Source organism: Motiliproteus sp. MSK22-1, from assembly GCF_001968815.1.
Taxonomy (GTDB): domain Bacteria; phylum Pseudomonadota; class Gammaproteobacteria; order Pseudomonadales; family Balneatricaceae; genus Motiliproteus.
In genome coordinates this window covers 1-22,996 of the sequence record NZ_MIEQ01000060.1, presented here as the reverse complement: position 1 = coordinate 22,996, position 22,996 = coordinate 1, and the positions used below count along the sequence as shown (strand labels likewise).

At 49.0% G+C, this 22,996-nt stretch carries 20 protein-coding genes and 1 CRISPR repeat array; of the genes, 5 read left to right on the top strand and 15 right to left on the bottom strand.

The features are described from left to right. Window positions 1-99 precede the first annotated feature (99 nt). From BGP75_RS17465 to BGP75_RS17455, 3 genes are all read right to left on the bottom strand, one after another. A complete protein-coding gene (locus BGP75_RS17465; RefSeq protein WP_076720154.1) occupies window positions 100-1,101 on the bottom strand; it encodes a phosphotransferase in 1,002 nt (333 codons plus the stop codon). Window positions 1,102-1,376: 275 nt separating this feature from the next. Beyond that, on the bottom strand, window positions 1,377-3,434 hold the full coding sequence (locus tag BGP75_RS17460; RefSeq protein WP_076720153.1) for an NADH:flavin oxidoreductase: 2,058 nt from the start codon (window positions 3,432-3,434) through the stop codon (window positions 1,377-1,379). Window positions 3,435-3,543: 109 nt separating this feature from the next. Beyond that, window positions 3,544-5,277: a trimethylamine methyltransferase family protein gene (locus tag BGP75_RS17455; RefSeq protein WP_083704894.1), complete on the bottom strand. Its 1,734-nt coding sequence runs from the start codon at window positions 5,275-5,277 to the stop codon at window positions 3,544-3,546. Between the two features lie 266 nt (window positions 5,278-5,543). On the opposite strand from BGP75_RS17455, the gene BGP75_RS17450 reads away from it, so the two are divergent. Next, window positions 5,544-6,173: a TetR/AcrR family transcriptional regulator gene (locus tag BGP75_RS17450; protein ID WP_076720152.1), complete on the top strand. Its 630-nt coding sequence runs from the start codon at window positions 5,544-5,546 to the stop codon at window positions 6,171-6,173. 121 nt (window positions 6,174-6,294) lie between these two features. Here BGP75_RS17450 and BGP75_RS17445 read toward each other — a convergent pair whose 3' ends face one another. Continuing rightward, window positions 6,295-7,566 carry an aromatic ring-hydroxylating dioxygenase subunit alpha gene (locus BGP75_RS17445; RefSeq protein ID WP_076720151.1) on the bottom strand — a complete coding sequence of 424 codons (1,272 nt, stop codon included), beginning with the start codon at window positions 7,564-7,566 and terminating at the stop codon, window positions 6,295-6,297. A 526-nt stretch (window positions 7,567-8,092) separates the two neighbouring features. Between BGP75_RS17445 and BGP75_RS17440 the strand changes: the two genes are divergently transcribed. Beyond that, entirely contained in the window at window positions 8,093-9,223 is a 1,131-nt protein-coding gene (locus BGP75_RS17440; RefSeq protein WP_076720150.1) for a hybrid-cluster NAD(P)-dependent oxidoreductase, read from the top strand. Between the two features lie 140 nt (window positions 9,224-9,363). Here BGP75_RS17440 and BGP75_RS17435 read toward each other — a convergent pair whose 3' ends face one another. Then, window positions 9,364-10,410, bottom strand: a complete 1,047-nt coding sequence (locus BGP75_RS17435; RefSeq protein ID WP_076720172.1) for a GlxA family transcriptional regulator — start codon at window positions 10,408-10,410, stop codon at window positions 9,364-9,366. Window positions 10,411-10,790: 380 nt separating this feature from the next. On the opposite strand from BGP75_RS17435, the gene BGP75_RS17430 reads away from it, so the two are divergent. Then, on the top strand, window positions 10,791-12,140 hold the full coding sequence (locus BGP75_RS17430; RefSeq protein WP_076720149.1) for a cache domain-containing protein: 1,350 nt from the start codon (window positions 10,791-10,793) through the stop codon (window positions 12,138-12,140). Window positions 12,141-12,175: 35 nt separating this feature from the next. Continuing rightward, a complete protein-coding gene (locus BGP75_RS17425; protein ID WP_076720148.1) occupies window positions 12,176-12,856 on the top strand; it encodes a response regulator transcription factor in 681 nt (226 codons plus the stop codon). A 48-nt stretch (window positions 12,857-12,904) separates the two neighbouring features. Here the strand turns inward: BGP75_RS17425 and BGP75_RS17420 are convergent, their stop codons facing one another. Then, on the bottom strand, window positions 12,905-13,093 hold the full coding sequence (locus BGP75_RS17420; RefSeq protein ID WP_076720147.1) for a hypothetical protein: 189 nt from the start codon (window positions 13,091-13,093) through the stop codon (window positions 12,905-12,907). Between the two features lie 395 nt (window positions 13,094-13,488). Between BGP75_RS17420 and BGP75_RS17415 the strand changes: the two genes are divergently transcribed. Continuing rightward, window positions 13,489-14,544: a DUF4214 domain-containing protein gene (locus BGP75_RS17415; protein ID WP_076720146.1), complete on the top strand. Its 1,056-nt coding sequence runs from the start codon at window positions 13,489-13,491 to the stop codon at window positions 14,542-14,544. Between the two features lie 162 nt (window positions 14,545-14,706). Then, window positions 14,707-15,346: direct repeats of the CRISPR family, unit length 29 nt; unit sequence CGGTTCATCCCCACGCCTGTGGGGAACAC. A gap of 85 nt (window positions 15,347-15,431) precedes the next feature. On the opposite strand, the gene cas2e is transcribed toward BGP75_RS17415, so the two are convergent. The 9 genes from cas2e to BGP75_RS17370 form a co-directional block, all read right to left on the bottom strand. After that, the gene (gene cas2e, locus BGP75_RS17410; protein WP_076720145.1) at window positions 15,432-15,722 is read right to left on the bottom strand and encodes a type I-E CRISPR-associated endoribonuclease Cas2e; all 291 of its coding nucleotides are present in this window, start codon (window positions 15,720-15,722) and stop codon (window positions 15,432-15,434) included. After that, window positions 15,723-16,655 (bottom strand): type I-E CRISPR-associated endonuclease Cas1e, encoded by a 933-nt coding sequence (cas1e, locus tag BGP75_RS17405; RefSeq protein WP_076720144.1) that lies wholly within the window; start codon window positions 16,653-16,655, stop codon window positions 15,723-15,725. It abuts the gene before it with no gap. A 26-nt stretch (window positions 16,656-16,681) separates the two neighbouring features. Next, window positions 16,682-16,759, bottom strand: coding sequence for an SEC-C metal-binding domain-containing protein (locus tag BGP75_RS17400; protein ID WP_143821102.1), 78 nt, complete (start codon window positions 16,757-16,759; stop codon window positions 16,682-16,684). Window positions 16,760-16,897: 138 nt separating this feature from the next. Next, window positions 16,898-17,734 carry a type I-E CRISPR-associated protein Cas6/Cse3/CasE gene (gene cas6e / locus BGP75_RS17395; RefSeq protein ID WP_076720143.1) on the bottom strand — a complete coding sequence of 279 codons (837 nt, stop codon included), beginning with the start codon at window positions 17,732-17,734 and terminating at the stop codon, window positions 16,898-16,900. Further along, a complete protein-coding gene (gene cas5e / locus BGP75_RS17390; protein ID WP_076720142.1) occupies window positions 17,734-18,546 on the bottom strand; it encodes a type I-E CRISPR-associated protein Cas5/CasD in 813 nt (270 codons plus the stop codon). The genes cas6e and cas5e overlap by 1 nt, the downstream gene beginning before the upstream one ends. Before the next feature lie 9 nt (window positions 18,547-18,555). Further along, window positions 18,556-19,740, bottom strand: a complete 1,185-nt coding sequence (gene cas7e / locus BGP75_RS17385) for a type I-E CRISPR-associated protein Cas7/Cse4/CasC (protein ID WP_076720141.1) — start codon at window positions 19,738-19,740, stop codon at window positions 18,556-18,558. Between the two features lie 10 nt (window positions 19,741-19,750). Beyond that, window positions 19,751-20,374 (bottom strand): type I-E CRISPR-associated protein Cse2/CasB, encoded by a 624-nt coding sequence (gene casB, locus BGP75_RS17380; protein WP_083704893.1) that lies wholly within the window; start codon window positions 20,372-20,374, stop codon window positions 19,751-19,753. Further along, complete coding sequence (gene casA, locus BGP75_RS17375; RefSeq protein ID WP_076720140.1) at window positions 20,371-21,954, bottom strand: type I-E CRISPR-associated protein Cse1/CasA; 1,584 nt, start codon at window positions 21,952-21,954, stop codon at window positions 20,371-20,373. The genes casB and casA overlap by 4 nt, the downstream gene beginning before the upstream one ends. A 263-nt stretch (window positions 21,955-22,217) precedes the next feature. Further along, on the bottom strand, window positions 22,218-22,859 hold the full coding sequence (locus BGP75_RS17370) for a DUF3800 domain-containing protein (protein ID WP_076720139.1): 642 nt from the start codon (window positions 22,857-22,859) through the stop codon (window positions 22,218-22,220). Between the last annotated feature and the right edge of the window lie 137 nt (window positions 22,860-22,996).

The following is a 22,996-nucleotide window of genomic DNA, read 5'->3' as shown; positions in this document are numbered from 1 at the left end:
ACAGCTCTATCATTCTACAAAATATCAGGATTTGCACGGCTCCTGTTGGTATCGCAGCGGCATAAAGTGTCCAACGTGCGACCTTGCTGTTCGGCCGCTTTAACGTTGACCCTCTTCCAGCAAACGGACGGTATTCGCGACCATTGCCAGTAGTTTGCCAGTCCCATTATCCTGTTGAAGTTCCTTAACGCTAAGCCAAAGCAGATCCAGACTGGCATTTATCCAGTCGGCCAGCGCCAGCCCTTCCAATAGCTGCAACGATGAATAGTCACGAAAGGCAGGAAGGGTCCCGATTTGCCCGGAGGTCAATGAAAAATGCCGGCGCAGACTGGCCACATCAAACCAGGCCGAGCCAATACCGGCATGCTCCCAGTCCAACAGAGTCAGCTGGCCCTTATTAGATCTTCTTTCGTTGTTAGCTCTTTTTCCATTATTGGATCTTCCTCTGTTATTAAACTCTTTTCCCTTATTGAAACAGAGGTTTTTCGGGTGGAGGTTGTGATGAACCAGACAGGGAACGGTTTTCGGCAACAGCTGCATTTTTTCCCAGCTCAGCTCAAGCAATTCGCGGAACAACTCAATCGCCTTGACCGTTGACCGTGGCGCAGATTTACAGCAGTGAGCATAGATTAAGCGATAGCGCTCCCACAGCAACTGATAATCACATACCAGCGCTGGGTCTGCGCTATAAAAGCGCTGAAGATCCGCAACGATGGATAACAGTGGTTTACGCAAGTCGCCATGCAGATCTTCGTCAAAAATGGACTTCCCGGCATCGCTCATCAGGCACCAGCCACGCTCCCAGTCGTTACGCAGTAGCTGCGGCGCCCAGGGTTGATGCTGTATCCATTCAAGAAGCCTGGCTTCACGGACCCGATCCACGGCGAGACCGGCCAATCCCGGTGAATTGACCCGCAGTACCAGTTGCTGATCCAGGCAAGCCCCACGATAAAGACGATTAGAGGTATCGCCCGTCGACAGCCTGTGCCAAACCACTTCTGTTTCCAGGTATTGATTGGCGAAGCTTAAGGCAAGCTCTGGCATGGCAAAAATCCAACCGCTGAATTCGGCTCCCGACCAGTCTGCCGGAAACTCTGACACCCTAAGTCTAATCGTCGAAGCATATCAGTAACAGCCTGATAGTTCGTTTTACCGGCACAACTTGTCGGAGTATTTTATCGACGCTTTTTAACAGTGCTATTGACCGGTACCGATAACCAGTGCGGACACCTTAATATCAGGGATGGAATCACCCGAGTCAATCGGCATAGTCAGAATCGTCGGATTAGTCAGACAGTACCAGAATCAGCTGACTCAATAACCTACCGACCCTGTACGCAAACCATAAGGATCGGCAGTAAAGCATCGCAAAAAGGCTAAATTTCTTTCACCAGCCTGAGTGCGTCATAAATTGCGGCGTGAGTATTACGAGAAGAAACCGCATCACCAATCCGAAACAGTTGAAACGACCCTTCGGTGTTGTCGTTCATGGTTTGTGGTTGGCCAGCAATCAGCGCCGCCTGATCCACAGCCCCCAGATTGCTCGACTGAGGTTTCAGCTCAAAGTACAGCTCATCCATCGGGATCGTACCGTGGTTAACCACCACCTGATCAAAACATCGCTCTTTACGCAAATCGCTGTAATCCGTTCCAATACTGGCCTTCAGTCCACCATCCCCATTTGCCACAGATTCGTTGACACGGGTGACCGCTTTCAATCGATAAGTCACCGTGAAGGTAACCTCCTTATCCTGCATTGAGCGCATATAAGGAACAAGGTTCATGGCCATCACATCCGGCGCAAAACTGCGATCTGGCGTCATAATTTCGACCCTGGCCCCTGTCGCGGCTATTTTTTCTGCAGCCTGCAACCCGGCATGGTCTCCGGCATCATCGTATACGAGCACATTTTTTCCGGGCGGAACATCTCCGGCAATAATGTCCCAACTGGAAACCACCAGATCATTACCACTCTCCAACACTTCGGTATCAGGCAGTCCTCCGGTAGCAATGATGACCACATCCGGATTAAGTGCCAGTACATCATCAACCTCAGCCCAGGCATTAAAACGAAACTCCACATCCATAGCGGCACATTGGGACATACGCCAGTCAATTATTGAGATCATCTCTCGCCGACGCTCACTTTGAGCGCATAGGCGAACCTGCCCGCCGGGATCCGGGGCCGCCTCAAAAACGGTCACGGAATGACCTCGTTCAGCCGCGACACGGGCGGCTTCCAAACCGCCAGGTCCGGCCCCTACAACCACGACTTTTTTACTCACATCGGCCTGCGGAATATCGTGAGGCATGGTCAGCTCTCGCCCGGTCGCCGCATTGTGTATGCAAAGTGCATCTCCACCCTGATAGATGCGATCCAGACAGTAGGTCGCGCCGACACAGGGGCGAATATCATCCTCACGACCCTGGATTATTTTTCGAACAACATGTGGATCAGCCATATGTGCCCGGGTCATACCCACCATATCTACAATCCCTTGTGCCACCGCATGGCGCGCGGTTGCCACATCTGTGATTCGGGCAGCATGAAAGGTAGGCATCCCGGTGGCCTTACGAATCTCACCGGCAAAATCCAGATGAGGCGCGCTTCTCATTCCCTGCACCGGAATTACATCCGTCAAGCCCGGATCGGTATCAATATGCCCACGAATCACATTGAGAAAATCAACCATTCCCGAATCACGCAACAGTCTTGAAATCTCCACCCCCTCTTCGGCTGAAATACCTCCTTCAGCACATTCGTCTGCGGTATAGCGAACACCAACAATAAATTCATCCCCGACCCGCTTACGGATCGCCTGCAGTACATCGGTGGTAAAACGCAGCCGGTTCGTTAATGAGCCTCCATAGGGCCCATCCAGTGTATTGGTTCGTTGCGACCAGAACTGATCCATCAGATGGCCGTAGGCTTGCAGCTCTATCCCGTCAAGACCGGCAGCATACATACGTTCTGCGGCATCGGCGTAATCTCTGACAATTCGATCAATATCCCAATCTTCAAGCTGCTTGGGAAATGCCCGATGGGAGGCTTCACGACGATGAGAAGGAGAAACCACCGGCAGCCAGTCACCCTTATTCCAACCGGTTCGACGTCCCAGGTGGGTCAATTGAATCATCACTTTACAGTCATGCTGGTGACAGGCATCAACGACCTTCTTCATCCAGGGCACCACCTCATCCTTGTATGCCAGAATGTTATTGAATACCGGCGGACTGTCTTTCGACACTGCAGCAGACCCGGCCGTCATGGTCAATGCAACTCCGGCCTTTGCCCGCTCTTCATGATAAGCCCGATAGCGATCCTTCGGCATCCCCTCTTCAGGATAGGCCGGTTCATGGCTGGTGGTCATGATGCGATTCTTGAGCGTAAGATGCTTCAATTTATAGGGTTGCAGTAAAGGATCGTTGGACATAATAGCCTCGGTGTATCTGTACCAGTCTGACTGGGTTTTCTACATAGGTTAGCTCAACAGCAGGGCAGCGTTGTTTAGAAACGGTCCGGCTTTATGGAACAGCTGGCGATCAGTACCAGCTGTCTGGCATAGAAGCCTTACGTTGAGCAATAAAGTTTTTCAGCTGTTGGTCAGTAACTTCATCCAATGCCGGCGCCTGATAGTCTGCCAACACCTTTTTCCATTTGTGATTAGCCCGGGTCATGGCATCTTCGCTGCCCTGTTCAGACCAGGTTTCAAAAGACTGATCGTCGTTGAATTCACTGTCCCAATAAGCCGTCTCATAGTGGGCCATAGTGTGCGGAGTACCAAATAAGTGCTCCCCGGGACCGCCGACCCTCAGAGCATCAATGCCCAGCGTATCCTCATTCACGTCAAAGCCTTTAAGGTAGGTGTGGAGCGCCCCACAAAGATCGGTATCCATAATGAATTTCTCATAGGACATGGACAACAGACCGTCAAGAAATCCCGCAGAGTGCAGAATAAAATTTCCACCACATTGAATCGCCGACATCATCGACATAGCCCCTTGGGTCATTGCCTGGGCATCCGGCATTTTGGAGGTGGAAAAATTACCCGCACAACGGAGCGGTATTTCAAGACGACGCGCCAATTGCCCCATCACGAGACTGCCAAGCGCAGGCTCCGGCGTCCCAAAGGTTGGACTGCCGGTCCGCATCGACATGGAGGCGATAAAAGATCCCAGCACAGTCGGAGCCCCCGGTCGGACAAGCTGGGTTAAAGCACAACCGGTCATGGTCTCCGCCAGGTTCTGAGCAATGGCACCCGGTATGGTGACCGGTGAAACCGCCCCTCCCATCAGAAACGGCAGATGAATGGAGCCTTGCCCCGCTTCGGCATAAGTGCGTATTCCCTGAGTCGTCACTCCATCCCAGACCAGGGGAGAGGTGGAGTTAAAGTTACCCATAATCACGCAGTTTTCATTAACAAAGTCTGAGCCAAAAAGGATGCGACACATTTCGATGCTGTCAGCCGCTCTTTCCGGCGCAGTGATTGATCCCAGGAAGGGTCGGTCAGAATAGCGCATATGGGCATAAACCATATCCAGATGGCGCTTATTAACCGGTATATCAGTGGGTTCACAGATGGTGCCGCCGGAGTGGTGTAGCCAGGGGCTGGATTGGGCCAGCTTTACGAAATTCTCAAAATCAGCAATGGTTCCATAACGCCGTCCCTGATCCAGATCCATCACAAAAGGCGAACCGTAGGCCGGGGCAAAAACCATAGCATCGCCACCAATTTCAACCGACCTGGCCGGATTGCGGGCATGTTGGGTAAATCGGGCCGGTGCTGTTTTTAAGATATCCCGAATCAAGCCAGGCGCAAACTTGATATTCCAGCTGGATTCGGTGAGTTGTGAAACCTGCCCTCCAGCCTCCTGAAAGAGTTGTACGGTGACGGGATCTTCCCGGAATTCAATACCAATCTCTGCAAGAATAGTATCTGCTGCCTGCTCAATCCTGATCAGACTTTCTTCGCTGAGCAAATCATAAGTAGGTATGCGACGGGTGATAAAGGGCACCTGAAGGTGTTTGTTCGGCACGGATCGGTCCTGACGGGCCGCTCCTCTTCGTGAGGTACGTCCACGCCTGGCACCACTTTTTCCTGTACCGACGGGTTTTGCATCTTCTGTTTCAGCGCTGCCAGCATTTACAGCATCAAGCGTTACCGTATCAGCTTTTACAGCCTCAATTTCTGTGCCCTCAACTTCTGTGCCGGCAGCTTTACCACCAGCCCTTCCCAGGTTTTCATTCGATGCTTCTAATTGTTGTTTTACAGACATCTCATCCTCCATCACCAAGTGTGAACGAATCTCAGATTATCAAACTCGACACTAATGTCAAACTCGTATTACACAAGTGTTAACTATAGATCTAAAAACCAAGATCTCAGGGAGTCCTGTTCAGGTTCTTTAGCCGGGCGTCGAGAAAACCTCATAAAACCCCTATGAATTAACTCATGGAAAGCGCTAAAGTAGATGCCGAAAAAACGCATCCAATAAAGTGCATCGCGTAAATAGTTGTAAAATTGATAGAAAAGGTTGTAGCAATGAAACAAAGTGGCTGGCGGGGATCTGAGGATCTCTGGCTTGATGAGGCCTATAAAATGCTGGTGGAATCCGGTGTTGAGTCTGTAAAAGTCATGCCACTGGCGAAAGCGCTGAATATGTCGCGCACCAGTTTTTACTGGCACTTCGAACACCGGGAAGCGTTGCTGAACGCCCTCATTCAACGATGGGAAAAAAAGAACACCGGTAATCTGATCAGCCAGACGGAACGCTATGCCGAATCGATCTCAGAGGCAGTGCTGAATCTTTTCGATTGCTGGATAAACCCGGATCTTTTCGACGCCCGAATGGATTTTGCAATCCGCAACTGGGCACAACAGGCTCCTGACCTGAAAAAAACGCTGGAACATACGGATCAGGAAAGAATCAACGCCATTCGAGCCATGTTTACCCGCTTTGATTTTTCTGAAGAACAGGCTGATACCCGCGCCCATACGGTCTACTATACGCAGATCGGATACATTTCGATGATGGTGGAAGAACCACTGTCCAGACGCCTGAAACGAATACCGGCCTATATAGAAACCTTTACCGGCAGCTATCCAACAGAATCAGAAATCGCCCGTTTTGAATCCAGGCATCAAAGCCGCATAACCAAGCAGTCCGGTTGAAACAACTCAACAGTACAGAAACAGACAGCAGACCTGATCAAAAAAAGACCGGCGCGAACCGGTCTATAACTCAAAGAGCCATCAATCCCTTAGGCTCTATGAAAACTAACTGTCACTACGCTTATAAAGCACGCTTCTTCAGATTGTCGCGCACAGTTTCGCTATACCAGTCGATGAAATTAATTACACCAAACTCAAAAGTCTCGGAATAAGGCCCGGGTTGATAACCAATGGAGTTGATACCCTGCTGGTTTTCTTCTGCCAGGCGTCGATCCTGCTCATTAGTGGCATCCCAAACCTGACGCAATTTTGCAGGATCATAATCGACACCTTCTACCGCATCTTTATGGACCAGCCATTTAGTGGTCACCAGTGTCTTTTGTGCAGAGATTGGCAGCACTCGGAATACCACCGCATGATCCCCCTGCATATGATTCCAGGAGTTGGGCAGGTGCAGGATTCGCATGGAACCCAGCTCCCGGTTTTTAATCCGGCCCATCATCTTTTTACAACCCTGACTACCGTCCAGTGTCATCACCTGAGCACCTTCTTTCAACGGCATCCGAACGATACGATTACGCAGCCCGTGCTCCACATGCTTGTGAGGAATACCTTCGGCATCCCAGGCTTCGGCCTGGCGGTTGTACTGGGCCAAGAATTCTTCGCTGGCGCGGGGATCGTTGGTGTCATCCCACTCCAGTAGAGTATTCAGCAGTTCAGGATGATTGCCAGCACAGTGATAGCACTCACGATTGTTCTCAATGACCAGCTTCCAGTTTGCATCCTCCAGAATATTGGATTCCACCGCTACTTTGGTGTTCTCCATATCATAGGGCTCCATATAGGCTTCCAGTGATTCCAGGAAAGGGTCCAAATCCGGCGCCTCCCCTTCAGCCAGACTGATAAACACAAATCCACCGGCCGTGCGGCAATGAGCAGGCTTGAGGCCATGGGCTTTCATGTCAAAATCATCACCCATTTCTGTTCCGGCGTACAGCAGGTTACCCTGCAAGTCATAGGTCCACTGATGATATGGGCAAACCAGATTGGCAACCTTACCTCGATGCTCCCGACAGATTTTTGACCCACGATGACGACAAACATTGTGAAATGCTTTGATACCACCTTCGGCATCTCTCACTACCAACACTGGATTCTGACCGATTTCAACAGTGAAATAATCACCCTTGGCCGGAACTTCAGAGCTCATACCGACAAAAATCCACTCCTGTTGAAAAATCTCCTCCATATCTGCCCGAAACATGTGCGGATCATTATAAAACGGTTGTGGAAGAGACAAATTACCGGCACGTTCGTCCAGTAACTGGTGCATTTCATTTCGCGCCTGATCGTAACTGTTATATTTAATATTCAACAGATCATGCTCGTTCATCGACCCTATCCTCATTGTTGCTTGCTGGCGTTGCTCTTCTCTTTTTATTTTCAGGTGCCGCCAGTCAAACCATCTTATTCAGTGTTTATCTTCAGAGGAGCCAAAAATTTAATTGATATTTATCAGCAACTCGACAGGACGCAATCCTCTACTAAGTTGCCGGAGTGGAATTGTCCATTTGCGACACAGACCGACGTTTTTATCGACGCAGAGACCCTTTCCATCACAGGTGAATACACGCAGAGGGCCAGATGAACAAATTGATGTCGTTTTCAGTTAAACACCACTTGAGCACTCGGCAGAGAATGGCGCCCAGAAGCATCAATAGAAAATCAACTTCCCGGCTTTTTTGATATTTAGCAATTACCCAGTCTGACAGAACGATACTAAACCGTTTGACGATTGCGGACTGAATGTCATCTATAAGAGGTTGATCCGCTCTGATTGCTTGAAGATAGACAGTTTTGCAACGGCTTTGGGCCCCTGCACTGTTGTACCAACCTTATAACGACTGGGGTTCCTACTTATGAACAGCCAAACAGAAGCAACATCTTCTACTTCTCAATACCTCAATGCCGTCAACACCAATACCTGGACCAACGGACGCCACGCCGTGAGGTGTGTAAAGATTATTGAGGAAGCTCAGGATGTAAAAACATTCTGCTTTATGGCTGAACAGCCGGTCATGTTTTTCTTTAAGCCAGGGCAATTTGTCACACTGGAACTGGAGATAAACGGACAACAGGTGATGCGCTCTTACACCATATCCAGCTCCCCCTCAGTGCCATACAGCTTTTCCATCACGGTAAAACGCGTACCCGGTGGAGAGGTATCCAATTGGCTGCACGACAAATTCAGCGAAGGAGAAGAGATTGCGGTTCATGGCCCGGTGGGGCAGTTTAACTGTATCGATTTTCCAGCTACAAAAGTCTTGTTGCTGTCCGGTGGGGTTGGTATCACACCGGTTATGTCGATGGCTCGCTGGTTCTTTGACACCAACGCCGAAGTGGATATGACCTTTGTTCACAGCGCCCGTACCCCAAGAGATATTATCTACCATCGTGAGCTGGAACATATGTGTTCACGGATTAATAATTTCTCCTTACACCTGATCTGTGAACGTCAGGAAATCGGGCAATCCTGGGCCGGATACCGGGGTTATCTGGATCAGCCTAAATTAGAGATGATCGCTCCTGACTTTATGGAACGAGAAGTGTTTTGCTGTGGCCCCGAGCCCTATATGTCGGCTGTCAAGGCGCTGCTGAAAGCTAACGGTTTTGATATGAGCCGTTACCATGAAGAGTCTTTTGGTGCCACTCCTAACGATATCGAACAGGAAGCGCTGGAGCATGCGGAAATCGCCTCCGAAGAAGCCGATGCACTAACCAGTGCAGACCTGCTCGAAGTTCAATTTACCAATACCGGAAAAAGCATTCAGGTGGCACCAGGAGAAACAGTACACGCAGCGGCTGCCAAACTCGGCATGCATATCCCCAAAGCCTGCGGTATGGGTATCTGTGGAACCTGTAAAGTACTAAAAACCAGTGGCGAGGTGACCATGGATCACAATGGCGGTATCACCGATGAAGACCTCGAAGCAGGCTACATCCTGTCCTGCTGTAGTGTACCCACGACAAATGTCACGGTAGAAAGCTAAGGTGTTATTAAAGTAACCACGGAAAAACTAATCCCTTATTAATCAAGCAAGGCTGACTCTGATGAAAAAGAGTTTGCCTTGCTGGTTGTCCCGTTGTTGCTGTCCCGTTGTTGCTCCCGCACGGCCCTGCTAGGCCGACCCTAACTGCGATGTCGCTGGCGCACCAGGCTCGGAGAAGCGCCAAAATAATCCTTAAAACAACGGCTGAAATGTGTAGTGCTCAGAAATCCGCACGCCACGGCAATATTCGCCACAGAGTCATTACTCTGTAATAACAGCCGTCGAGCATGGGTAATACGAAGTTCGAGATAATAGCGCGATGGTGTGGTTTCCAGATGAGCCTGGAACAGTCGCTCAATACGACGCCGCGAGACGCCGACATAGGAGGCAAGCTCATCAACACTGAGAGGCTCATCAATATTGGCGCTCATCAACTGTAAAATATTGCGTAAGCTGTTGGGAAAGCTGGGATCATCAGTGGCCTGCACCAATTTGGCTTCGCTGCTTTCTGCCACCTGATCACAGCTGAGAATTTCGCGAATAGCCCGGACAATATCCTTACCTCGAATTTGTTCAATCAGAACCAGCATCATTTCTAGAGCGCTGCTTGGCCCGGCACTGCTGACCCGCTTGTCACTCACGACCAGCACCCGTTCAGATACCCGGACTTTATCGAACTGCTCATGCATAAAGGCATGATTGTCCGGATGCAGTGCACACTCCTGATTATCCAGGAGGCCTGCCTGAGCCAGCGCAATAGCCCCGTTCCACAGGCTGCCCAAAACCAGATTGCGCTTGGCAGCACTTTTCAGTAGCGCACTCAACGGCGAGTGTTCCAGGTGTGAACAACGATAGCCGCCACAAACAATCAGAACTTCAACAGCCTCATCGCCTTCAAGGGGCAACTGATCAAGTACTGCGCTGGTAGAAATATCAATCGCCAGATCACTTTTGACCGTTTTCGAGTCCAGTCCATAGGTCGCAAAACTGAACAATGGAGCAGTTCGCACCAGATTGGCGGTAACCAGCGCATCAACGGCGGCGGTAAAGGTCATCATCGAGAAGTGCTGAAGTAAGACAAATCCGACTTTTACCGGCGTCTCTCGTCCTTCATGAGCAGGCAAAAAAGCACTGTTGGCATCACGCATCAGCGTATTGAAGTGCCGTTTTTCTTTGGACTCACTCATGACAACAACCGTGATAATAAATAAGCGGACTAACAAACCCAATACATAATATCGATCTTTTAAGGTCGACTGAACCGGCAATGTCACCTTTGTCGCTAAGGTGTTTCCTTTGTCGCTATAAGCACCGTAGAGCGCTACAAGTATCGAATACCGCTGTAGGCATCTGATATCGCTATAGCCATCTTAGGATACGTTAATCGATGTATAATCAACAACACTGACAAAACTCCGAATTAGTACGTAGAGAAAGCGTGAAAGTACGTAGACCTCAGGGGATAGTTCTAGACAAAAATCAGTGGATCTGGCTCTTATTATCTTATTCAGCGTTACGGATACAGAATTTACAAACGCAAAAACGATAACCACAACCAGACAAGCCAATGTCCCTTAAAATAAAAATACTGATGCTGGCGATACTTCCTCTATTGCTGGTCACCGCGATGATTACAGTCATCGTACTCCACCAGGCGCGAGAACTAGGTGAACAGGAAATTCAGATTTTTGAGAGCAACCTGCTGGCTTCCAAAAAAACGGAGTTGAAACACTATGTTGACCTGGCACTCACCTCCATTTCTCATGTTCACGACCTTCCCAAGCTGGACCCGACAGATGCGCAGGCCCAGGTAAAATCAATCCTCCACAATCTGACCTTTGGTGAAGACGGTTACTTTTTTGTCTATGACGATAACGGTGTTGGTTTGGTTCATCCGCAACAGCCAGACATCGTCGGCCGAAGCCTAATCGATATTCGCGATGAAAACGGCGAGTACCTGATGCGTAAACTGCTGGCCAGTGCCCGAGCCGGTGGCGGATATCACCGCTACCGCTGGAGGAAACCCTCGCTGGATGGGGAAGCCGACAAGCTCAGCTATGTAGTCCAGTTACCGAACTGGAAATGGATGCTGGGAACCGGGCTCTATGTAGACGATATTGCCCATGAGGTGGCAAAAATAAGAGCTGAGGTGGACAAGGATATTCGCGAGACTTTTATTACCGTTCTGGTTATCACTTCGGTCACCGTAGTGATCATCGTGTTGATCGGTGTTGCCTTCAACCTCCACGGTCACCTGATGGCCGATGCCAAACTGCGGGATCTGGCCCAACGCTATATCCAATTCCAAATTGCAGAACGGCGTCGATTCTCACGGGAGTTGCATGAGGGTATTAACCAGTTGATGGTGTCAGTACAACTGCGCATTGAACAGGCAATTCGACGGATCGACGAGGGCGATTCAGCAGTGTTTGAAGACCTCCAGCAGGGCCAGTTGGTACTGAATGACGCTATTCAGGAAGTCCGTAGAATTTCCCATGATCTGCGCCCCAGTGTACTTGATGACCTGGGCCTGCCTGCCGCCCTTAACAGCCTGCTGGAACAGTTTTCCCAACGCACGGATATCCGGGTTCAACGAACGATTGAGATCGATAACAACCGGCTACCGGAGCAAATTGAAATAACACTTTACCGTGTTGTGCAGGAGTCTCTCAAAAATATCGAACAGCATGCCGATGCCTCTGTTATCCGACTGGTGATAACTCAGGTTGATGATATGATCCGGTTGGAAATCAGTGACAATGGCTGTGGATTCACTCCTGAGGAAGGAGAGTTAACTCAGGGAGCTGGCTTAATCACGATGCGCGAGCGAGTGGAGCTATTAGGTGGTATCTTTAGCACAGCCTCAGAGCCAGGGAACGGTACCTTACTAAAAGCGGAAATGAATCTTAATGGTTAATCCGCCAGTGGACGGCCCTGAATGCGGAAGCAGTGATGTCAATACAACAAGAACAGCAATCACCGAAACAGCCCCCGAAACACACAATTAAAGTACTGCTGGTTGATGACCACCCACTGGTACTGGACGGTATTCAAGCGCGTATAGAAGGTGTCCCCGGTATCGAGGTTATCGGCCAGGCACATAATGGGTTGGAAGCGCTGGAGCACGCCAAGCACTCATCGCCAAATGTGGTGTTAATGGACGTCAGCATGCCTGTAATGAACGGGATGGAAGCAACCCGACGTTTTCAAACTGACTTTCCCGCTATCAAGGTTCTGATACTCACCATGCATGACAATAAAGAGTACATTCTACAGCTGATGCAATCCGGCGCCAGCGGCTATATACTCAAAGATGTATCCTCCGATGAACTGATTAAAGCCATCGAAACCGTTTATCAAGGCAACACCTATTTCAGTCAAAGCGCCTCTCAAACCCTGTTCAACAATTCAGAAGCGGCGCAGCCTCAGACCCAGAACCTGACCAAACGAGAAGAAACCGTTCTTAAGCTACTGGCAGAAGGGAACAGTAATAAAGGCATCGCCAACGAATTGAAAATCAGCGTCAGGACAGTGGAAACCCACCGACAGAACATCAAGGGTAAGCTGGATATACATACCGCGGCAGGTTTGGCCAAGTATGCAATAGAACACAACCTGGTGCAGTTATCTTAGAACACCCACAACTAATCGGACTGAAAGGTGCAAAACCGATCGGGACCTCTACTCAGGCGCTGCTGACCCAAACCGCTGGACTGACCGCTGTTTAGCTTTGACAGCCTCAGCCTCCCGATTCCGGGGAGGCGCAGAGGTTACCAGAGTGTCAAGCAATTCGCGGGCGCCTGACTGGTCGACTTCCCGCTCAAACATATGGGCATGAATGTGATTAATTAGCTCATCATTGCTTACCATCCCCGACCCCATCTCGAATCACAACGATGTCTGAATCATTTATTGGCTACTCTTCACAGGTGATAACAATCCTTATTAAGATGATTTATCTAACTATTCCGAAGGAGTTTGAATATTGCGGAGTAAGGGAGTAGCACTATCGCTTGGCCCTGCCAGCAATCAAATCCTAAAACGCTAAAATCCACTGCTGAATTTATCAGCAACAACTAATAACTGCAAAAGTCCTGTTAATAAATAAATTATTCACAAATTCTCTAATATAAAGATCCTGCCATACAAGTAAAATGACTTTTCTTACTTTATGGTTATTATTCTCTAAAAAAATACACGATCGTTTTAATTAAAAAGATGTTGGAGTAAGATCGATAACCCAAATAAGCCAAGGAGAAGGATGTATGGCTACTATAGGAACGGCATATCACGCCGTAGACATGATTTATTCAAATGTATTTTATGGTGATGTTATTGAAGCCAGCTCGAACACCATCCGTATTAGCGATGGACGATATGAGCAGGTTTATCAAGGGCAGTTTACGTATGACTCTTACGGGCTAAGCGGGGGAGTAGTAAACGCGACTTCGTTTTACGAATACGGGGAGTTATTCTACAAGACATCAGGCGGCCCGTATCAGGCGCTATCAGTAGAGAGATATATAAACAATAACGATTTAGAAGGGTTATATGACAAGGTAATTTTTTCCGGTGAAGATACTATTAACGGCTCCAACGAGAATGACACCCTCAGTGGTTTTCAAGGAAATGATATTATCTACGGGAACTCAGGAGATGACATTATCATTGATACCTCTGGAGACGACAGAGTTTATGGTGGAAACGGGAATGACCTGATCTCGATTGATTACTATGGGGCTTATGGAGGCCATGATGTTATAGATGGTGGTGAGGGCATAGACACACTGGTTTATACCAAATCCTTAGCTAATTATTCAATAACAACCACCGGAAGTAATGGTTCCGTGACTGATAACAGCGGGCAAGCAGGCTATGCTGAAATAGTTAGTGTAGAAAGGTTACGTTTTATTGATAAGAGCCTAGCCCTCGATACTGAAGGAAACGCAGGTCAAGCCTATAGAATATACAAGGCGGCCTTTGATCGAACTCCTGACTCAGGGGGGTTAGGTTATTGGATTGATGTTATGGACAATGGCCATACTCTAGAGCAAGTTGCGGCAGGCTTCATCAACAGTATTGAATTCCAAGATATGTATGGTGAAAACCCTTCTGATGAGCAATTCCTGACGGCTCTCTATAATAATGTACTTGATCGCGGCCCTGATGATGGGGGGTATTTATGGTGGCTAGACTCCCTCGGCTCAGGGGCGTTTACCCGTGAAGGTGCATTGGCTGGATTTAGCGAGAGCGCAGAAAATCAGGAGAACGTTATTGAATTAATCGCTAATGGCATAATGTACGACGAGTGGGCCGGATAATACTTGGCACTATTTGATAATATTTCTGACTAAATTTATATAACAGAAAGAACAGAGGGCCAGCTAGGGGGCAGTGGGACTGGAGACGATATGTTCCAAAATATCTTCGGGATTAATATTTTTTAAAACACTTGGTATATAAATCTATACTTATTCCGGTTTCGAGAGTTCCCCACGCCTGTGGGGAACACTAGCAGAGTTATGAGTCATCATGATTAGCCCTGCGGTTCATCCCCACGCCTGTGGGGAACACGGCTATTGCTGCTACACGCTGGGATAGTCTCTCGGTTCATCCCCACGCCTGTGGGGAACACTACCGCCCTCGGTGGCGATTCGAAATTTCTTACGGTTCATCCCCACGCCTGTGGGGAACACACAACAAAGAGCGGCTAGCTAGTCATGAAAAACGGTTCATCCACACGCCTGTGGGGAACACATGTACTGTCAGGACGGCGAGTTGCCACTAATCGGTTCATCCCCACGCCTGTGGGGAACACAAACTCCAGATTCGTGGTTTCCATAATAACGGCGGTTCATCCCCACGCCTGTGGGGAACACCTCGTGTAGAGTTATATCAAGCTCTGCTGCGACGGTTCATCCCCACGCCTGTGGGGAACACCTCATCATGCCCCAACCCGATCAATTCCAGATCGGTTCATCCCCACGCCTGTGGGGAACACTTACAACCTTGAGGGCGGTTTGGCTTTGTTTGCGGTTCATCCCCACGCCTGTGGGGAACACTCGAAAAGCTCTGGGGGCAAGGGTTTGCTCATCGGTTCATCCCCACGCCTGTGGGGAACACTCTAAAACTATACAGTTGTTTTTAAAGACAAAAAACACCTTCACAAAATCTACCAACTATTTTCTACTTTTTTAAAGAGCGGATATTAGTCTTTTTGCGGCAAAAAAGAGACCAGTCTCAGGCCTTCATACTCAACTGGGATTCGTCGGTTTTCACCATAAGTCTGGAAATCAAACCCTGATTCCGTATTGGTTGCCCAGGCCATGACTACATTACCTTCTTCGGCCAATTCAGTAATCTGCTCCCATATCATTTCTCGAATCCGTCGGGATACATCCCCAATATAGACTCCGGCGCGAACCTCTAATAGCCAGATAGCCAGGCGCCCTCTTAATCGTGGTGGAACATTTTCAGTGACTACGGTAATCATGCTCATTTATCCACTCCTATGGCCTTGATCACCGACCGATTCTGGCTCTGGTATAGCAGGTGGCTGAGCATCCTCTGGAGGTAAGGGTGGTTCAATATCACCCGCGGCCAGTACTTCTTCAATGAGCGGAATCAAGCGTTTGAGCACCTTATCCTTACGAAACAGATCTCTACAGGCAATGCGTACTTCCTGATCGGGTTTTTGAGGGTTCTTGGCGGCAATTCGAAAAGCAATGGGGACCACGGTTTCAAACTTTAGGATATCGGCAATATCGTAGACAAAAGAGAGAGGTTTCCCACTGTGTAAAAAACCTATCGCTGGCGCATAGCCCGCTGCCAAAATAGCAGCTTCTGAAATACCGTACAGACAGGAAGTGGCAGCACTAATGCATTGGTTGGTTTTATCACCCTTAGCCCAGTCTTTGGGGTCATAACGCCGCCCTCTCCATTTGACACCATATTGCTTCGCCAGCAGCTCATAGGTTTTACGAACTCTCGCTCCTTCAATCCCTCGGAGCTGATCGACAGAACGACGTTCTGGCGCAGCTTCACCAAAACGTAGTTCAAACATTTTTCGAACGACCTTTAAGCGCAGCTGCTCATCCAATGCCAACTGCGCTTGATAAAGCAACTTATCGGAGCGGGCTCCTCCAGGTTGACCGGAAGCGTACAAGCGGACACCAGCTTCTCCAACCCAGACCAGCAAAGTTCCTACCGTGGCCGCCAGTTTAGCCGCCGCATGAGAAACACGTGTACCGGGTTCCAACATAATACAGGCCACTGACCCAACGGGGATGTGAGTACGGACACCGTTTTTGTCCAACAGTACAAAAGCCCCATCGATCACATCGATCTGACCATAACGAAGAAATATCAGCGAGGTACGGTCTTTGATTGGGATAGGCTTTAAAGGGGCTTTTGGCGTCAGAGTTGTTGACATTCCTTGTCTCCGGTTGCGTTAAAATTTCAGTTCAAACAGCACTTTTTATATTTTTTGCCACTACCGCAAGGGCATGGATCATTACGGCCTACTTTGGGTTCCAACGAACTATCGGCTCCTCATCGTCGACAAATTCAGTTGCTGATTCATCCCAATCCGCATAGTCCGAATTTTTCTCATTACACTCAGCGTCCCTGACAGCAGAACCTAAGGGTAATCAACCATTTAATTTTCCTGCCTGATTAAACCCGACGAATCATCATCAAACCGCAGCCAAAGGCCTTGGCAGGACCTGTACCATCAAATAGCAACTCCTTGAATTTGTCTACATCCCGTACAATTACCTCACCTGAAAGATCCAGTGAATTAAACCCAGCATTTCGATTCTTTTCCGGTAAATGATGCTTTTGGTATGCCATAGCCTGCAATGATGTCTCGTTCTCTGGCAGGCCGAAACCATGCCGTTCTCCCTGACGTAACCACCAACGAAAAATAGCTACCTCCACTGCCGTTTTCATCGCCCACTCCAGCAGCTCAGAGCGTTTTAGCCTATACTCCAGTCGATGACCGAATGGACCTTTTTCAATCTGGGATTTCCACGCTATGAGGCGAGTATCATCGGCATGCTCAAGCAAGCGTCGTTTACAGGAACCCTTATCACCTTCACCGGAAAGATTTAGAGCGGCAAGCTCTTGCTGCAGCCAACTTCGCTGTGTATCCATCACGATGTCGTGGCGTTTACCGTTGCGACTGACTACGGCATTGACGCGCAATTTAAACGATAGGCGATCTCCTGTACTTAATTTTGGTTCATAGCGCTTAGACTCGACCTGTAACAGCGGGCTATCCTGCTGTGGCTCTTGAGCCGACAGCAAATAATAGAGCGGATCTGCCCTGCGTTTTCCCTGACATGTTAACTGTTCAGCAGCCAACTCTTCACGAAACAGAAAGTTACGTTTTTTGCTATCAAAAAGTCCCCAGAATAATCTATGCAACCCATAACCTTTGCGATCTCGCAACAGACTCGCCAACTGGGTGGAGTCCATTGACGGGTGCAGCCGTACACGCGATAGATACATCAAACACTCTCCTTTGTCTGTTCTGCCCGCACCTGATAGAAATGCTCAAATCGTGGGCTAAATTGCCAACGTTTACGTGAGCGAGGTTGATCATTTCGTGTCAGGGTCTGTACCTTGTCGGGATCAAAATCTGGCCCGGCTGCAGCCAGATCACTGAGTTTTCCATCCCAATAATACTGCTGCAGTTCAGGCAACGAGAGCCACTGCTTATCCCTTTCAGGCATAGCACTAGACCAACCTTTCAGGGGCTCACCCGAAGGCATCACCGGCAGTACTGGATAACTGTCAAAAGCAGCCATGAGATTCGCTACCCCGGTTATCAGCAGGGGAGCCAGCGGCGCCGCCAAGGGACAGGATTTTCTACCCAAATAGAGATGAAAAACAGGTTTACGCAGCGCTTCGACTAATTCAGGTAAACTAGCTAGAGCATCAGAATCTGCCTGTACCGCTATCAACGCAAGACTGTCGCTGCGATACTCGCGAGTAGAGAGAACCGTCCCCAAACGATTACGCCCCATCACTACCTCATCACGCCGGGTCCGATAACGGTACTTACCTACCGAGTCCGGTACCTGTGTGGTGTGATAATCCCGCATCAATTGGCCAGCACTGAGTTGTTTAACAGCAAATCGGTAGTTCTGGGACAGCATTGCCTGCTGTCGTTCATCATCGCGGCGAATCCCCAACGCAGCAGCAAGCAGTCCCAGCAATGCCGACTTGCCGGGGTGATTGGCACTATGGCGAGATTCTCCTACCGCCACCTCGCCCCAACTAGCCATTGAGCCATAGAGGCGAAAAACCAAATAGTCCATGGCGCCTCCCTATTCACTAATACTAGCTAACAAATTCTTAAGCGTTCCGGTGCGTTCAGGAACATTAATCTCATAACGATGATCAGCGCAGTCACCGTAGACCTGATCAAACGCCTGATATTGTGCCTTCAGGGCAGCAATGGCAGCGACGGCAAAGTCTTCCGTGTCGCGCTGTGTTATTGCCTTCAAAAAGGAAGCGGCCAGCGAGCGCGGTTGTTGCTCACCAACCTCCGCCAGCACATAGGATGCATAAGCACGACTGGCAAAGCTGTTCTGTTTACCTTGCGGGGCGACTTTGATGGCAGCTTCAGCTAGCGCGGAAACGGCTCTATCAGCCAGTTTCTTACCCTCAGCTCCACCGCCTAGATTATCAATCAACTGGGATTTATTGATACAGATATAGGAATAGAAAAGACCGGCGGCAAAAGCGGTTTCACCGATATGAGCGGCACCGGCATCTACGCTGCGATCATTCAGGTCATCCACTGCGGTAAAATAATCATCCTCAATCACCACAGGATGGACACTGATCGCGTGCGCTACCTGACAGGCGGCTTCGATGTTTTTCGAAGGGCTATCGGCCAACATTCGTCCAAACAGCGCCACATCGACAGCCGATGTTGTGTCTCTCAACAACTCCAGGTCGTTTTTTAACTCAGAAACCTCACCGGCGACCAGGCGGTCAGCCAATAAGAATGCAGCTTCACGCTCTTCGGGGCTAATAAATGCCAGTTGTGAAATCTGAACAGCCAACAAGCTATTAAGTTGTTCCAGGGAGTACTCAGCAATACCCAACCCCTCATCATCCCAAGCCAGCCACTGAGCCTTCAATTTATTGAGAATTTTAGCTTTATCTGCGTCGCTTTTTTTCTTCAGATCAGAAAACGTTTCGGGCTTACCAAACTGTGCCGCGATTTGTGTAGACCAAGCTAAGGCATCCTTAAAGGATTGGTCTTTAGCAATAAGATACTTAAAAACCTCTACACCAAACAGCTTAGTTCTTTCACCGATATGACCGGCAACTGCTGACTGAAATAAATCAGAAGTCCGCCAGGTCCGTTTCAGGCTCTGGGAAGAGACCCGCAACCGATCAGCCCCCCCCATCTTAGCCGTCTTGGGTCGGCCCTGGTCATCTCGATTGAGATTTGCTGGCGGGTAGGAGGTCAGCAGGTGCAGTTGGATAAATTGACTCACAGGTAATCCCTCACGCAAGTTTGAAATGGTTTAAGGTCGAAAAATAATCAGTCGCCCAACGCACCGCCAACCGGCGCCGTGGATTTTTATCCGCACCATAATAATGTTCTTGGTGCCAGTGCAATGTATCTTCTATTAACGATTCCAGGTGAACGATACCACTCAGCAGATCGATGGCTCGGCACATCTGTAAAAAGAACTCCTCCAGATCGTGGCTCTTTTGCAGCCGCTGAAAGCGCAGCTCGTTCATCAACGGACGTTCTCCTTTGCCGGGCATCGCCAACTGGGCCGCAAAAGTAGCCTGTTTCTCTTTTTTCTCCAAACCATCTTTGTTGTTATTCAGCTGTTCAGATTTGATGGTGTCGGTTGAGCGCCCCTTAACCCGTGCCAACAGACCACAAATCAATGCCGCTGCATGCAGGTTGTCAGCCTGACTCCACTCTGCACCCAGTCCGATCTGTTTACCATTAACCTCCATCCGATAGCTGAGAAATCGAAAAAAAGCCTCCTGCAACAAAATATCATCGAGGCTTGTCGCCCTGCGTAACCGTGCTCTGCTCCTCCGGTCACCATCCAAAGACTGCCACCAGTCGACCAGTACAGACAGATCCTTTTCTTTCAGCCTTAATATCATGGGCTCACCTCCTCTGCGGGCAGTGCCCGTTTTTTCATCAATTTAATGACTCTGTTACCCCAGAACAGCTTTTTCAGTTTCTCACGTGCCAGAACGATACGTTTCATATCCAAGTCTTCGGGCGGGGCCTCCAGCGTCCAGCGATCAAATGCTAGCATTAGTTGCTTGAATAGCAGACGAGGCCATTGCTGAAAAACAGTAGAGGGAAAGGGGGCACCAGCTGGCTGCTCTGCCAGCTCATAGAGTAAACGATAAAAATCGGCTTCACTGTCTTGCCAAAACGGCGATTCAACATGGGACATATCACCCTTGACATCCCCTGGGCTATTGAACCAAGCTTCCTTCACGTGTGCTTTCAAAAGGTAGACAGCCAAGCGAGCGCACCGCAACATATCTCCAACAGATTCCATCAACTGGCTTTGTTGCTGTTTGTCCAGTCGAAGAAGTGGGAATGTCTGTTCATACCAGCAGCGGGCCTTCATATTGTCCATATCATAGCCAAAACACCACAGACGGGTGGAACACAGTTCCTCTATTTCTTCACTCTTTTCATGGCGAAAATGCTCGGTAACTTTGGCACTGGTATCTCCATTATCCCGATCTTGTAGGGTGAGTCCCAACCAATGCCGATAACCCAACCCGCCCTGCTGGCCTTTTAATGAGAGAGGTAAGTTTTTCTTTTTAGGGTCAAATCGATAAGGAGTTAACGGATGCAACCAAGGGCCATCGTAGTTGGTACCGTAGTTTTTGCTCCGGTAGCCGTCAAAACCATACGCGGCATCGAAACCGCAGAGGTCACAATGGATATTTTCCCGCCGCTGCAACAAACGGATACGACGTGGCATTCCCCAATACATCTGTAAAGGACTAACATCTTCTGGAGTGGTTTCCGAGCCCTTTTTATCGGATAGCCGGGTAGGTCCCAGCCAGGGAAAAACCGCCGGAGACGCTACATCACCAGCGACTGACAGGCTTTCCCGATCCAGGATGTTCAACCATAGCTTTTGCCAGAGACTGGAATCAGCCTCCAATGGCAACACCAAAGTGGTCAAAGGTCCACCACCACGCAAACCTACCCTGTGCCCGACACCACCAGAAGGTGCATTTGTCTGCAAGGTAAATAGGGCCTGAGCCGTACAGCTAGGACAGAGGCACTTAACTCTACCCCGCTTAATGAAGTGATCAAGATTGTCCTTGAGAGTTTTTCCACCGGGGGCTTCGATCAACAGAGCTGAGATTGATTTAGGCTCTCCTTCGGCCAGATCATAATCTTGTAAAAAGGCGGGTTTATCTGGAGAATCCAGTTCAAAGGCGTTGCCAACCGAAGCAAAAGCTACTTTCAATTCATCTAAAGGAAGCCCCTCCTCCCAAAATTTTGCCCAGACCTCAACATCCTCCGGCGCAAAGGTAGTCTGCAGCAGACCTATCAAAAATTGATAGAGCGCTCCCTGAAAGTCAGCTCGCGGGGCATCCAATTCGATGATCGGGTTTTCAGCCTCGGCAATCTGCCAGGGCGCAATCCGTTCGCGCTGTCCATCCCGGCGAATGACTGGTAGCCAAGCATCGGTTATCAGGTTCACTTTTTCTCTCCTTGTCGATTACCTGTTAAATCCAAATCAGTTTCTATGCAGTTATAACTGCTATAATTCCGTCTTTAAGCTGCGTTTCGGTTACTTAACAACTGGTAATTGATTAGTACCAAACCTAAGGAACCTATAGCGCTTAAATTGATACCTAACATTATTGATCTTATGAATCCTAAACCTTATCATTAGGGCAAATGGGTTGGGACTACCCGGCCGGCGTGGGGCTGCTAAGACTATTCTTGGTGGCCCTTCTGCTTTTAGGGGAAAACTTTTAGTCCGTTACCAGCAATGCAATTACTACGTCCTGTAAACAGTTTTCTTTCAATAATCTCGTACGCTCTGTTTGGCTGCTTAGGTCTTAGGACCGATAACCCTATAGGTCTTGCTACAAGATCCGCCAATTGCAGCCCTTCCGAGTTGGTTTGCTTATGAGCAATAACTATCTCAAACGGTAGTTTTCTTCTACCTTTATTCATGCCGTCACAGACCCGACGAAACTCCAATTCCAGCTCATTGTCTTCCTTCGCTCCCCTTGCCTCACATATTATGTGAGTCACTTTTTCCTCTTGGTCCTGAATTTTCAAAAAATCACCGAGACGTTCCAAGCCAAACTGTAAGGCTAGGTGGTAAGGATGATAGGGATCTGCATATCTCGCCTTATGCTTCGGCTTATCAATAACCACAGCAATAATAGTCATCTCAGACTGCTCCATTACCCCTGCAAGCTCAGCCATAAATAGGGCTCTTGCTTCCTTATTCAGCGCTTTGAACGGCCCGTTTCTCTTTCGTATGTCGTGCTCGTGCAAAACGACAAGCTCATGCCCAAAGGTATTAGCCTTCAAAGCTCTTATTTCGGGGGTAATACGGTTGAAGTAAAGTAAGCGGTAAATAAACCCCACCTGTTACCAGGGCTGCTCGCCAGCTAAGGTCATGATCTCTGAATTAAGGAGATCATCATGACTGCCAATGAACTGAAAGCCCTTCGAGAGACCTGGAAACAGCATCTTGATACGTGGAAGCAAAGTGGCCAGTCCCA

Bases quoted from the DNA above. Each gene is read 5' to 3' on its own strand.
- BGP75_RS17435 (WP_076720172.1), bottom strand. From the start codon at position 10,410: ATGAGTGAGTCCAAAGAAAAACGGCACTTCAATACGCTGATGCGTGAT.
- BGP75_RS17450 (WP_076720152.1), top strand. From the start codon at position 5,544: ATGAAACAAAGTGGCTGGCGGGGATCTGAGGATCTCTGGCTTGATGAG.
- BGP75_RS17425 (WP_076720148.1), top strand. From the start codon at position 12,176: ATGTCAATACAACAAGAACAGCAATCACCGAAACAGCCCCCGAAACAC.
- cas5e (WP_076720142.1), bottom strand. From the start codon at position 18,546: ATGGACTATTTGGTTTTTCGCCTCTATGGCTCAATGGCTAGTTGGGGC.
- cas1e (WP_076720144.1), bottom strand. From the start codon at position 16,655: ATGTCAACAACTCTGACGCCAAAAGCCCCTTTAAAGCCTATCCCAATC.
- casB (WP_083704893.1), bottom strand. From the start codon at position 20,374: ATGATATTAAGGCTGAAAGAAAAGGATCTGTCTGTACTGGTCGACTGG.
- BGP75_RS17440 (WP_076720150.1), top strand. From the start codon at position 8,093: ATGAACAGCCAAACAGAAGCAACATCTTCTACTTCTCAATACCTCAAT.
- BGP75_RS17445 (WP_076720151.1), bottom strand. From the start codon at position 7,566: ATGAACGAGCATGATCTGTTGAATATTAAATATAACAGTTACGATCAG.
- BGP75_RS17455 (WP_083704894.1), bottom strand. From the start codon at position 5,277: ATGTCTGTAAAACAACAATTAGAAGCATCGAATGAAAACCTGGGAAGG.
- cas2e (WP_076720145.1), bottom strand. From the start codon at position 15,722: ATGAGCATGATTACCGTAGTCACTGAAAATGTTCCACCACGATTAAGA.
- BGP75_RS17460 (WP_076720153.1), bottom strand. From the start codon at position 3,434: ATGTCCAACGATCCTTTACTGCAACCCTATAAATTGAAGCATCTTACG.
- BGP75_RS17415 (WP_076720146.1), top strand. From the start codon at position 13,489: ATGGCTACTATAGGAACGGCATATCACGCCGTAGACATGATTTATTCA.
- BGP75_RS17420 (WP_076720147.1), bottom strand. From the start codon at position 13,093: ATGGTAAGCAATGATGAGCTAATTAATCACATTCATGCCCATATGTTT.
- BGP75_RS17430 (WP_076720149.1), top strand. From the start codon at position 10,791: ATGTCCCTTAAAATAAAAATACTGATGCTGGCGATACTTCCTCTATTG.
- cas6e (WP_076720143.1), bottom strand. From the start codon at position 17,734: ATGTATCTATCGCGTGTACGGCTGCACCCGTCAATGGACTCCACCCAG.